Source organism: Heliorestis convoluta, from assembly GCF_009649955.1.
GTDB classification, from domain to species: Bacteria; Bacillota; Desulfitobacteriia; order Heliobacteriales; family Heliobacteriaceae; genus Heliorestis; species Heliorestis convoluta.
In genome coordinates, this window is record NZ_CP045875.1 from 2040303 (window position 1) to 2052540 (window position 12238).

Below are 12238 nucleotides of genomic sequence, written 5' to 3' on the forward strand. Positions count from 1 at the left end.
AAGGAGGTCTTTCAATTTGCAAATCTTTACAATGGAATTGGCTGGGCGCACATTAACCATAGAAACAGGTCGTGTTGCCAAACAAGCCAACGGATCTGTACTGGCCACATACGGTGATACGGTTGTTCTAGTAACAGCAACAGCTTCAAAAGAACCAAGACCAGGCATTGATTTCTTTCCTTTAACGGTTGACTATGAAGAAAGGCTTTATGCTGTAGGCAAAATTCCTGGTGGTTTTATCAAACGAGAAGGGCGACCTACAGAAAAAGCCATTTTATCTTCACGCCTCATTGATAGGCCGATTCGACCTTTATTCCCAAAAGGATATCGAAATGATGTACAAGTGGTTGCTACTGTAATGTCTGTGGACCAAGAATGTCAACCTGATATCGTGGCCATGATTGGTGCTTCTTGCGCTCTGTCCCTCTCTGACATTCCTTTTGAAGGACCGATTGGTGGTGTCACTGTAGGTAGAGTGGATGGGGAATTTGTAATTAACCCAGGGGTAGAAGCAACGGAGAAAAGTGATATTCACTTGGTCGTAGCTGGAACGAAAGACGCTGTTATGATGGTAGAAGCAGCATCTCATGAAGTACCTGAAGAGATTATGCTGGAAGCGATTATGTATGGGCATCAGGAAATTCAACGAATTGTCGAATTCCAAGAAAAGATGGTTAAAGAAGTAGGCAAAGATAAAAGAGAAGTTACACTGCAGAAAGTTGCTGAAGATATCGATAGTGCTGTCCGTAGCTTCGTAGGCAGTAAACTGGCGCAGGCCATTCGTAATTCTGACAAGCTTTCTCGAGAAGAAGATATACAAGCAGTCAAAGATGAAACAATGGCAGCACTGATTCAACAATACCCTGAACAAGAAAAAGATATTCAAGAAGTACTTTACACAATTGTAAAAGAAACGGTTCGTGCCATGATTACAGTAGATAAGATGCGTCCAGATGGCCGCAAGCCCGATGAGATTCGTCCTATCACTGTAGAGGTTGGCATCTTACCTAGAACACACGGTAGCGGCTTATTTACAAGAGGACAAACGCAAGTCTTGAACGTTTGTACCCTTGGCACGATAGGCGACTCTCAGATCTTAGATGGACTAGGTCTAGAAGAATCGAAACGCTATCTCCATCACTACAATTTCCCAGCTTTTAGTGTTGGTGAAGCTCGACCGATGAGAGGCCCTGGTCGTCGTGAGATTGGTCATGGCGCTTTGGCTGAAAGAGCGCTTGTTCCTGTTTTGCCTTCAGAAGATGAGTTTCCCTATACCATTCGATTGGTTTCAGAAGTTCTAGAATCCAATGGTTCTTCTTCGATGGCCAGCGTCTGTGGTTCCACTCTTTCTATGATGAATGCTGGTGTACCCATTAAAGCTCCTGTCGCAGGGATAGCCATGGGACTGATCAAAGATAGCAATGATTATGCTATCTTATCAGATATTCAGGGCATGGAAGATGCTTTGGGTGACATGGATTTTAAAGTAGCGGGAACAACAAAAGGTGTTACAGCCTTACAAATGGACATTAAGATTCAAGGTGTTAATCGAGAGATTTTAACAGAAGCACTGGCACAAGCTTATAAAGGTCGATTGCACATTCTTGATAAAATGACGGAAGTAATAGCGAAACCTTCCGAAACAATGTCTCCTTATGCACCTCGCATCATTGCTTTTGCCATTGACGCTGACAAGATTCGCGAAGTCATTGGTCCTGGTGGAAAAACAATCAATAAGATCATTGCTGACACAGGCGTAAAGATTGATATTGAAGACGATGGACGCATTTTTATTGCTTCTACCGACGAAGAAAGTGCTCAAAAAGCATTGCGCATTATTCAAGATCTCGTAGCAGAAGTTGAAGTTGGTCAGATTTATACAGGAAAAGTTACCCGCATCATGACTTTTGGCGCTTTTGTAGAGCTTTTACCTGGTAAAGAAGGACTTGTTCATATTAGTCAACTGGCCAATGAGCGCGTTGGAAAAGTAGAAGATGTTGTCAAGATTGGTGACGAAATCACAGTAAAAGTCATTGAAATCGATAAGCAAGGCCGTGTTAACCTATCAAGAAAAGAACTTCTCAAACCGAAAGTACCAACTGGCGAACCTCAACTTGGATAAGATAAAAGCAAAGACCGATAAACCGAGATCTACAGGCTCGGTTTATTATTTTTTTACCCCTTAGAGCATAAAGTTTTTATCAGGTCACCAGATAGAGGTGATCGAAAGGGGTAGAAGGACTATGAAAATTTTTTTTATTTCTAAGAGAAAGGCGATTAACACTTTTCTTGTAGCTGTCACTGTTGTAATGGTATTTTTCTTGCTTACGAACATAGGGAACTTATCAGGAAGCAAAGACATAGAAGAACCGATATCAACGATTGGATCAGGCCGAGAAATACCGGGTGTGTTATACCAAGGACCGGCCAGTGATAAAATTGCACTGGCTATTAATGTTGATTGGGGAGAAGAATATATTCCACCCATACTGGAAATCCTTCAACAACATCAGGTCAAAGCAACATTCTTTTTTACAGGACGTTTTGCGGAAAAGCTACCAGATATCGTAAAAAAAGTGGCACAAGAAGGTCACGAGATCGGCAACCATGGCTATTCACATCCCCATCCTACTCAGATATCAGGTGAAGCCAATCGTCGAGAAATACAACGAACTCATCAAGTGTTGGTCAAAGCAACAGGGCAAGCACCCCGGTGGTTTGCCCCTCCCTATGGAGAATGCAATGCCCAGGTTGTAGAAATAGCCCGTCAAGAAGGTTATGGTACTGTTTTATGGACCGTTGATTCAGCGGATTGGATGAATCCTACACCACAAGCTTGGATGCAAAGAGTGCTGAAAGGAATTGAGCCAGGCGCGATCATATTAATGCATCCTACTAAATCAACGACAGAGGCCCTGCCAGAACTTCTAAAATATAGCAAGGAAAAATCGTGGAAAGCTGTTACAATGACAGAACTAACCATGGAACCTGCCAAAGAACAAGGAAAAGAGATTGAAAAAGTACCATAAAAAATGCTTTATAGAGTCATAATAAGCCTGCACACTATAGCAGGGGGCTTAATTATGACAAGTATACAAAAAAAAGTTCTACTATTTCTCTTTTTATTCCTATACTCTTTTCCTTCCAGTAGCGAGGCTTTACCTTCAGTAACGGCCGATGCAGTGATTTTAATAGATGCTGATACAGGCGAGATTCTTTACGAACGAGCTTCAATGGAACCACGACCACCTGCCTCAACTACGAAAATTGTAACAGCAATTTTGGGCTATGAAATGGGAGATCCAGAAGAAGAAACGATAGTAAGTCAAAGAGCAGGAACAACAGGAGAAGCATCGATTCATCTATTTCCTGGAGAAAAAGTTACCCTTGGAGATTTGCTTACAGGTGCTCTCATTCGTTCCGGAAATGATGCTTGTGTGGCCATAGCAGAACATCTAGCAGGCAGTGAAGAATTTTTTACGCTATGGATGACTACGAAAGCACGATTGCTAGGTGCTCGCTCTAGTCAGTTTTATAATCCGCATGGTCTTCCCCACAAAAAACATCACTCAAGCGCCTATGACTTGGCTGTAATCGCTTACTATGCCATACAGAATCCTTCTTTTGCAGCTACAGTAAAACAAAAGTATGGTCACTTAGATCATCGAGAAGGATGGCCTCGAGAGATTCGAAGTACCAATCGCTTGCTTTGGAACTATCCTTATGCTGATGGCATTAAGACAGGGACGACTCGAGCGGCAGGAGCTTGTCTTGTTGCCTCGGCAACCAAAGAAGATCGACATTTAATCGCTGTGGTCCTACACTCGGACGATCGAGTTGGCGACACCATGCGTTTATTTGAATACGGTTTTGCCTTAGAAGCAGGAAAATAGTTTTGGAGACGAGAAGAGAACAAATTACCATTTATAAATTCCCTTTATAAGAGTCATCCCAATTATCAAGGAGGCCACAAACGAATGGTTTGCAAAGAAATATTTCCCAATGGAGTTCGCGTCGTTGCAGAAGCGATTCCGCATGTCCGTTCAGTGTCGATTGGTCTATGGGTTGCCACAGGCTCTCGAGATGAAGAGCCTGCTGTTGCTGGCGTTTCTCATTTTCTAGAACACCTATTGTTTAAAGGTACAGAAAAAAGAAGTGCCAAAGAACTAGCAGAAGTTCTTGAGGCTGTAGGTGGGCAGTTAAACGCCTTCACTTCCAAAGAATATACTTGTTACCATGCCAAGGTCCTTGATGAACATTTTGATCTAGCTCTTGATGTTTTGACAGATATGTTTTTTAATTCACGCTTTGATGAAGAAGATATCGAGCGAGAACGACGAGTCGTCCTAGAAGAAATCAAAATGTATGAAGATTCGCCTGATGAAGTCGTTCATGAGCTATTATCACAAACCATGTGGCCTACCAATTCGCTGGGCAAACCGATCCTAGGTACCTATTCATCCATAGAAAATCTGAACCGCTCTATGATTGTCGATCACTTTACCCAGGAATATAGAACCGATCGAGTTGTTATATCAGTGGCTGGCTGCATCGATCCGGAGCAAGTCATTCAAAAAGTCAAAGGCTACTTTGAGACAATGGATTCAATCAGTTCGAATATCGATCATACTCGTAAAGTACCAACAACAGAAACAACAATAGCCTTTGAACAAAAAGATGTGGAACAAGTTCAACTTTGCATCGGAGCGCCTGGACTATCACACAATGATAAAAATATTTATGCCCTCCATGTTTTGAATAACGTTCTTGGTGGGGGCGCTTCATCTCGTCTATTCCAAGAAATTCGGGAAAATCGTGGTCTTGCCTATTCCGTTTTTTCCTATCATTCATCTTTTTCGGACGCCGGTATCTTTAGTATCTATGCTGGAACGAGTCCGAAGTACCTGCAAGAAGTCTTAGAGATTTCATTCCAGGAAATGGTTCGAATGAAAACGGAAGGGATTACCGATCAAGAACTGAAGAGAGTACAAGATCAGATTAAAGGCAATATGTACCTCGGCTTAGAAAGTGTTAATTCTAGAATGACGCGATTGGGACGTTCAGAAATTCTTTATAACCGCTATGTAACACCAGAAGAAGTTATTGAGAAGATTTATCAAGTCACCAAAGACGATGTGTTACAATTAGCACAAAGTCTATGGAAAAAAGATCAGATAGCGCTGGCCATTGTAGGTTCTCAAAAGCCAGAAATTGATATAGAAAAAATCAAAGAAGAAAAAGGACTATAGAGGCACTGGAACAAATTTGAACTGGAGCGATATAATGGAACGAGATGAAGAAGTCATAACTGCTGATCGATTGGCTCATATCTTTGCTTTACAAGCCGCATTCGATGCTGAGGTTATTCAGAAGCGAGGGCTAGAACAAATCACCCGAGAAGAATGGCTACAAAAAGAGACCCTAGCTATGATCTCAGAACTATCAGAGCTCCTTGATGAAGTGAACTTTAAGTGGTGGAAAAATGCAAAACCTATTGATGAGGATGCAATTAAGGAAGAACTGGTTGATATAATGCATTTTTTTGTAAGCATGTGTCTAAAAGCAGGTTTTACCCCAGAGGAATTATACGAAAGATATAAGAAAAAGAATCAAGAAAACTTTGATCGTCAAGCTGGTTTATCGAAGAAAGAAGGCTATTCGTTCTAAACAGTGCTCTTCCTTGTATAGTATTACTATAAGGGACGAGAGGGAGAGATGAATATGCGTCTAAGTGATCTAGTCGGCAAAGAGATTGTCAATATTACTTCAGGCGCTAGACTTGGGACAGTCGGGGACTCTGATTTGGTCATTGACGAAGTAACAGGTGAAATTGATGCAATTATTTTACCAGCCCGCAATAGCCTTGTAGGATTCTGGACAGATCGACAACATCTGCTTATACCGTGGGATTCCATTGTGAAAATTGGAGCAGAAGTGGTTATTGTGGAACTTGACGATACATATCCTAATTACACCAGAAGATTTCCCTTTTAGCGTTGACGCTGACAATATAACATGGTAGTATCAAAGTCAACAAAGTTATATTTTTTGTACCTCATCCCAGTGGAGAGTTAGAGGCGCGGTTGATCATGAGTACTGCAAGTGAGTTTTGACGGAAAACGATGAACTTGTAGAAAAGGGACAGCCGCCGAAGTCTGAAGAGAACCGTTTATTTTCAGGCTGGGGCTGGGCAGAAGATGCCTAGCACTGCCACCAGTGCTTTTTTGGTGGAGAGCTGCTTTTTACGTACGGGTCGGTGGAAATTAGTACCCATCTTCTTTGATAATGGGGGCGACCGCTGAACTCCTTGCGGTCGCTTTTTTGCATTCTTTTTTAGAGGTGAAGATAATTATGTCCAAGAAAATTCGAGTCTTAGTCAATGGCGCTCGCGGAAGGATGGGAAAGGAAGTTGTAAGAGCTGTCCTATCTGATCCAGCCTTACAGCTTGTCGGCACCGTGGATCCTGCCGGTACAGAAGAAGATGCTGCTGTTATAGCAGGGCTGCCTCCTTGCGGCATTTTATTAACAGGAGATCTAGCTACCACTCTTGAAGCGACAAAGCCTGAGGTTATGGTAGACTTTACAGTGCCTCAATCAGTGATGGAAAACATTCACATTGCTTTACAACATAAAGTCTCGCCTGTTGTAGGAACTACAGGCTTGAGTGAAAAAGATTTGCAAGAGATTAAAGAATGGACAGCACGCTATGAAACGAGTTGCTTGATTGCGCCAAACTTTGCAATTGGCGCTCTCCTTATGATGCGCTTTGCATGCGAAGCTTCTCGTTTCTTCCCTCATGTAGAAATTATGGAATATCATCATGATCAGAAGCTAGATGCACCATCTGGTACAGCAATCAAAACAGCAGAAGCAATCCAAGAAGAACGACAAAAAATTAAGCAGGGTCACCCTGATGAAGAAGAAATTATCGTAGGTTCAAGGGGCGGTGAATACGAAGGCATGCGTATTCATAGCATCCGCCTTCCAGGTCTAGTGGCACACCAAGAAGTTCTTTTTGGTGGTCTCGGTCAGACATTGACGATTCGCCATGACTCCATCACAAGAGAATCTTTTATGCCCGGTGTTCTGGCAGCTGTGCATCGCATACGAAAAACTGAAGGTCTTGTTTATGGATTAGATAAGTTGATCTTTTAAGAATAGAACAAATGTAACGACAAAGCTAAAACCTGTTCACCTCTTATGAACTTTCCTCATAGTATGTGATGAGTTTTTATTGCACCGCTGTGAGGAGGTCAGAGGCATCATGTCAGACCTACAGGGAATTTCATTGGCTGTTGTCGGGGGTGACAAAAGAGACCAGATTCTAATACAGCGCCTCATTGAACTGGGCGCTAAAATCAATGTTATTGGATTACCTGTCGATGACTGCGAACAAATATCTATTAAAAACCATCTATCCCACGCTCTTACCAATGCAGCAGCTCTTCTTTTGCCAATGCCAGGCATTGATCCACAAGGAAAAGTATACGCACCCCTTTATGATAAAAAACTCTATCTTAATGATGAGGAGCTTCAAACACTACCGACAGGTGCACCCATTTTTGTTGGCGTAGCTCGACCCAAACTGCGACAAATGGCAGAAAAAAGAGGAGCACCAATCATTGAAGTTGCTGAAATGGATGAATTTGCAATTCTTAACTCCGTGCCTTCTGCAGAAGGGGCCATACAAATGGCCATGGAAGGATTGCCAATAACAATCCATGGCAGTCATTCTGTCATCATAGGATTTGGAAGATTGGCTGTAACACTGACCCGTATGCTCATGGGACTCGGGTCAAAAGTAACGGTCGTAGCTAGAGATCCTGTGGCTAGAGCACGAGTCTGGGAAATGGGGGCACAACCTTTACCACTGGAAAGGCTGACGGAAGCACTTGCACAAGGTGATTTTATTTACAACACTGTTCCATTCATGGTTTTAGATCAAGAGAAAATAGAGGCGATGAATCCCGAAGGAATGATTATTGATCTGGCCACTGCACCAGGCGGTACTGACTTTGAGGCTGCCCGACAAAAAGGTGTTAAAGCAGAACTAGCACCAGGACTTCCGGGTAAGGTTGCAGCAAAGACGGCTGGTATGCTCGTAGCAAGAGTATACCCTGGTCTGATCCGGAAGCATCTACTTGGCACCGATAGGTAGCCCTTCGGAGGTGTACAGTATGCGTCTACAAGGCAAACAAATTGGCTTTGCCGTAACAGGGTCACACTGCACCATTGCAGAAGTCATTCCTATCGTTAGAGCACTGATTGAAAAAGAAGGTGCAGAAGTCATTCCGATTTTTTCTGAAAGTGTACTCACAACAGATACTAGATTTGGCAAAGCAGCGAACTGGAAAAAAGACTTTGAAGAAATAACGGGTCACAAAGTTATTACTTCAATCAGCGAAGCGGAGCCCATTGGCCCACAAAAAAAGCTCGATGTTATAGTTGTTGCTCCTTGCACAGGTAACACCATAGCAAAGATGGCCAATAGCATTACCGATACAACCGTTCTTATGGCTGCAAAGGCACAATTGCGCAACTTAAAACCTGTTGTATTGGCCATATCGACGAATGACGGTCTTTCAGGAAACTTAAAAAATCTTGGTATCGTCATGAATGCAAAGAATATTTTTATGGTTCCCTTTGGTCAAGACAGTCCCCACGGCAAAGCCAACTCTATTGTTGCCAAAATGGAATTAATTCCTGATACGATAGTGGCTGCTCTAGAGAATCGCCAAATACAGCCACTATTAATTAACAAAGCAAGTTCCTAAAAAATCCAATTCAATCAAGCAAAACCAAGGAGGCCATGTTAGGTGAAAAAATACAACGTAGCGATTGTAGGAGCCACTGGTGCAGTTGGGCAAGAATTACTAAAAGTGTTAGCAGAGAGAAATTTTCCTATTGGTGAATTGCGATTGTTGGCCAGTCCTCGCTCAGCTGGTAAAAAAATGGAATACCAAGGTCAAGAATACACCATTGGACTCACTGATGAAAATGCCTTTGCGGGAATGGATATAGCACTTTTTGCCGGTGGTTCTGCATCGACAACTTATGCACAAGCCGCCATTGATGCAGGTGCCGTTGTAATCGATAATTCATCAGCTTTTCGCTTAAGAGATGACGTACCTCTTGTTGTACCAGAAGTAAACCCTGAAGATGTTGACTGGCATCAAGGCATCATTGCCAATCCCAATTGTTCTACCATCATTATGGCTGTTGCACTAAAGCCCTTGCATGATGCAGCTACCATCCGTCGTGTTGTTGTATCGACCTACCAGGCCGTCTCAGGCGCTGGCAAAGAAGGCATAGAAGAACTAACAGAACAGATAGGGCAAGTACTTCGCGGTGAAAAGGTAGATCCATCCGTTTTTGCCCACCCCATTGCCTTTAATTTAATTCCTCATATTGATGTTTTCCAAGAAGGTGATTACACCAAAGAGGAATGGAAGATGATCAAAGAGACACGAAAAATTATGCATGAACCGAACATGGCCATAACAGCGACTACAGTAAGAGTACCTGTCTATAGAAGCCATTCTGAATCTATCAACATTGAGTTAGAAAAAAAGATAACAGCTGAGGAAGCACGGGCACTCTTTGCTTCGGCACCCGGTGTTGTCGTTTTAGATGACACTATGCAAAAAGAGTATCCCATGCCTTTATATACATCTGATAAAGATGAAGTATTTATTGGACGGATTCGTGAAGACCTATCGACCGAAAAAGGATTGAACATCTGGGTCGTATCAGACCAAATCCGTAAAGGTGCAGCAACGAATGCCATTCAAATTGCAGAGACACTGATTCAACGGAATAAAATCTAACTCTTCCTGCCATGGCCAGCACTCATAAGGAGTGAGGCTATTTGAAAATTGTTGTCCAGAAGTTTGGTGGTACCTCTGTTGCAACGGAAGAGATACGACAACAAGCGATTGAACGTATTCTAGAGGCTCGCAAAAAAGGCTATCATGTCGTTGTTGTTGTTTCAGCGATGGGGCGCTTTGGCGAGCCCTATGCCACCGATACCCTTCTTTCCTTAACTCAATCCATGGATCCCGACTTGCCAACAAGAGAAAAAGACTTACTCATGGCCTGTGGAGAAATCATCTCCGGCGTCGTTATGACAGCACAATTGCGCAGAAGCGGTATAGATGCTCTTTTTTTGACAGGCTGGCAAGCCGGAATCCTAACAACAGATCATTATGGAGAAGCACGCATTCTTAGTGTAAAACCACAAAGAATTTTCGGTGAGCTCAAAGAAGGAAAAGTTGTCATTGTTGCAGGCTTTCAAGGTTCTAATGAACAGAAAGAAATCACGACGTTAGGTCGAGGTGGTAGTGATACAACCGCTGTAGCCATCGGAGCCGCTATGAAAGCAGAGCTTGTCGATATTTTTACGGATGTAGCTGGTGTGATGACAGCCGATCCAAGGCTTGTGCAACGAGCCAGATTTCTCAACCGCCTTTCTTACCAAGAAGTCTGCCAACTCGCCCAAGAAGGCGCCAAAATTATTCACCCAAGAGCGGTTGATCTAGCTATGCAGCGTCATTTGACTTTGCGTGTTCGCAGTACCAGCTCATCGGCTGCAGGCACTTTGATTTGTGATAAAGATGATGAGGGTAACTTTCCCCCGCAACGTCTTATCACAGGGATTGCGCATCGATCACAAATAACACAGTTTAAGCTTGACATTGCCCAGGCTTTAAATCCATCAGAAATTGAACTTACTGTATTCAAAGCATTGGCAGAAGCGGGCATTAGTGTCGATTTTATTAACGTAAGCCCTCGAATTATCATTTTCACCGTTGATGATGCCGTAGCACCGAAAGTAATGGAAATAATGAGAAGCAAAAATCTCGAACCCGATGTAATATCTCACTGTGCGAAAGTAGCTGTCGTCGGTATGAACATGATGGGTGTTCCCGGTGTCATGGCTCGCGTTGTAGAAGCCTTGACAAAAAACGGAATCACGATCCTTCAATCAGCCGACTCGTACACAACTATCTGGTGTCTTATAGAAGAAAAAAATCTAGTAAAAGCAGCCAATGCGCTTCATCAACAATTTTGTCTTGATTAGTTAGAAAATTCAATTTTAGAAGGAGCGAAGAGACATATGAATTTTGGTAGACTGGTAACAGCAATGGTAACGCCATTTAATGAGCGTTTAGAAGTAGATTATAATCGAGCCAAAGAATTGGCCCAATATTTAGTCTCCACAGGTTCTGATGGTCTAGTAATTGCAGGAACGACGGGTGAATCACCGACACTCACCAAAGAAGAAAAAATCAAACTTTTCGCAGCGGTTGTAGATGCTGTTGGTGATCAAGTACCGATCATTGCTGGAACTGGTTCTAACGATACATCTTCTACCATTGCTCTTTCTAAAGAAGCAGAAGCAGTTGGTGTCAGTGGTTTATTGCTCGTAGGTCCCTACTACAACAAACCAAGTCAGCAAGGATACTATCAACATTTTAGTGCCATTGCGAAAGCAACGTCCTTGCCGATAATGCTTTACAATATTCCAAGTCGCACAGGTTCGAATATTCAACCAGATACGGTGGCTTCTTTGGCCCAAATTGATAACATCGTGGCGACGAAAGAAGCAGCAGGCTCTATGGACCAAGTTAGCGAACTTATTCAAAAGGTACCAAGGGATTTTCGAATTTACTCCGGTGATGACGGACTAACTTTACCTATGATGGCTCTCGGTAGTTACGGTGTCGTCAGCGTCTCTGGACATCTTGTAGGTCAAGAGATCCAGAGAATGATCCAATCTTTTATAGCTGGCAAAAACGAGGAAGCGGCAGCCATTCATCGCCAATTATTTGGTCTTTTTAAAGGTCTCTTTGTTGCAACGAATCCCATTGCTGTGAAAGCGGCTCTAAAGCTTATCGGTCAGCCTGTTGGTGGACTACGCTTGCCCCTGATCGACGCATCACCAGAAGAAATAGAATTTTTGAAAAAATTATTGAAAAAGCATGGCCTTTTAGAGTGTAACTGCAACTGTAAATGCAGCTAATTATTAAGAAATATTGGAAAAAGCCTCTCCTGAATTTAGGGAGAGGCTTTTTCAATTTCCTGAACTTGTATCTCGAAGAAAGAGCTTGTATAATAAAACAGAGCGGTTTGTTCGGGGTAGCCTGACTGTGTTTATTTAGAACTACAAGAGGCGGCGGGGCCAGATACAAAAAACTTGACTAGAAGGTCAAAGCACCCTTCCCTGGTTGGGAGGGTG

The 12238-nt window shown here is 42.8% G+C and carries 12 protein-coding genes and 1 riboswitch; all 12 genes read left to right on the plus strand.

Annotation, left to right across the window (positions count from 1 at the left end):
- Positions 1 to 31 precede the first annotated feature (31 nt).
- Positions 32 to 2122 carry a polyribonucleotide nucleotidyltransferase gene (locus tag FTV88_RS09795; RefSeq protein WP_243137506.1) on the plus strand — a complete coding sequence of 697 codons (2091 nt, stop codon included), beginning with the start codon at positions 32 to 34 and terminating at the stop codon, positions 2120 to 2122.
- Between the two features lie 121 nt (positions 2123 to 2243).
- Positions 2244 to 3029, plus strand: a complete 786-nt coding sequence (locus FTV88_RS09800) for a polysaccharide deacetylase family protein (protein WP_243137081.1) — start codon at positions 2244 to 2246, stop codon at positions 3027 to 3029.
- Positions 3030 to 3083: 54 nt separating this feature from the next.
- A complete protein-coding gene (locus FTV88_RS09805) occupies positions 3084 to 3893 on the plus strand; it encodes a D-alanyl-D-alanine carboxypeptidase family protein (protein WP_162007985.1) in 810 nt (269 codons plus the stop codon).
- Between the two features lie 84 nt (positions 3894 to 3977).
- Positions 3978 to 5249: a M16 family metallopeptidase gene (locus FTV88_RS09810; RefSeq protein ID WP_153725466.1), complete on the plus strand. Its 1272-nt coding sequence runs from the start codon at positions 3978 to 3980 to the stop codon at positions 5247 to 5249.
- A gap of 34 nt (positions 5250 to 5283) precedes the next feature.
- Positions 5284 to 5667: a dUTPase gene (locus tag FTV88_RS09815; protein ID WP_153726606.1), complete on the plus strand. Its 384-nt coding sequence runs from the start codon at positions 5284 to 5286 to the stop codon at positions 5665 to 5667.
- A 48-nt stretch (positions 5668 to 5715) separates the two neighbouring features.
- A complete protein-coding gene (locus FTV88_RS09820; RefSeq protein ID WP_438266895.1) occupies positions 5716 to 5994 on the plus strand; it encodes a YlmC/YmxH family sporulation protein in 279 nt (92 codons plus the stop codon).
- Between the two features lie 70 nt (positions 5995 to 6064).
- Positions 6065 to 6246: riboswitch (Lysine riboswitch) on the plus strand.
- A 105-nt stretch (positions 6247 to 6351) separates the two neighbouring features.
- Positions 6352 to 7155 (plus strand): 4-hydroxy-tetrahydrodipicolinate reductase, encoded by an 804-nt coding sequence (gene dapB, locus FTV88_RS09825; protein ID WP_153725467.1) that lies wholly within the window; start codon positions 6352 to 6354, stop codon positions 7153 to 7155.
- 109 nt (positions 7156 to 7264) lie between these two features.
- Entirely contained in the window at positions 7265 to 8158 is an 894-nt protein-coding gene (dpsA, locus tag FTV88_RS09830) for a dipicolinate synthase subunit DpsA (protein WP_153725468.1), read from the plus strand.
- Between the two features lie 19 nt (positions 8159 to 8177).
- A complete protein-coding gene (locus tag FTV88_RS09835) occupies positions 8178 to 8774 on the plus strand; it encodes a dipicolinate synthase subunit B (RefSeq protein WP_153725469.1) in 597 nt (198 codons plus the stop codon).
- 42 nt (positions 8775 to 8816) lie between these two features.
- The gene (locus FTV88_RS09840; protein ID WP_153725470.1) at positions 8817 to 9827 is read left to right on the plus strand and encodes an aspartate-semialdehyde dehydrogenase; all 1011 of its coding nucleotides are present in this window, start codon (positions 8817 to 8819) and stop codon (positions 9825 to 9827) included.
- A gap of 41 nt (positions 9828 to 9868) precedes the next feature.
- The gene (gene dapG, locus FTV88_RS09845) at positions 9869 to 11080 is read left to right on the plus strand and encodes an aspartate kinase (RefSeq protein ID WP_153725471.1); all 1212 of its coding nucleotides are present in this window, start codon (positions 9869 to 9871) and stop codon (positions 11078 to 11080) included.
- 36 nt (positions 11081 to 11116) lie between these two features.
- The gene (dapA, locus tag FTV88_RS09850) at positions 11117 to 12022 is read left to right on the plus strand and encodes a 4-hydroxy-tetrahydrodipicolinate synthase (protein ID WP_153725472.1); all 906 of its coding nucleotides are present in this window, start codon (positions 11117 to 11119) and stop codon (positions 12020 to 12022) included.
- Positions 12023 to 12238 lie beyond the last annotated feature (216 nt).

Coding starts and splice junctions, on each gene's coding strand:
- dpsA (WP_153725468.1), top strand. CDS start 7,265: ATGTCAGACCTACAGGGAATTTCATTGGCTGTTGTCGGGGGTGACAAA.
- FTV88_RS09795 (WP_243137506.1), top strand. CDS start 32: ATGGAATTGGCTGGGCGCACATTAACCATAGAAACAGGTCGTGTTGCC.
- FTV88_RS09805 (WP_162007985.1), top strand. CDS start 3,084: ATGACAAGTATACAAAAAAAAGTTCTACTATTTCTCTTTTTATTCCTA.
- FTV88_RS09820 (WP_438266895.1), top strand. CDS start 5,716: ATGAATATGCGTCTAAGTGATCTAGTCGGCAAAGAGATTGTCAATATT.
- FTV88_RS09815 (WP_153726606.1), top strand. CDS start 5,284: ATGGAACGAGATGAAGAAGTCATAACTGCTGATCGATTGGCTCATATC.
- dapA (WP_153725472.1), top strand. CDS start 11,117: ATGAATTTTGGTAGACTGGTAACAGCAATGGTAACGCCATTTAATGAG.
- dapB (WP_153725467.1), top strand. CDS start 6,352: ATGTCCAAGAAAATTCGAGTCTTAGTCAATGGCGCTCGCGGAAGGATG.
- FTV88_RS09810 (WP_153725466.1), top strand. CDS start 3,978: ATGGTTTGCAAAGAAATATTTCCCAATGGAGTTCGCGTCGTTGCAGAA.
- FTV88_RS09835 (WP_153725469.1), top strand. CDS start 8,178: ATGCGTCTACAAGGCAAACAAATTGGCTTTGCCGTAACAGGGTCACAC.
- FTV88_RS09800 (WP_243137081.1), top strand. CDS start 2,244: ATGAAAATTTTTTTTATTTCTAAGAGAAAGGCGATTAACACTTTTCTT.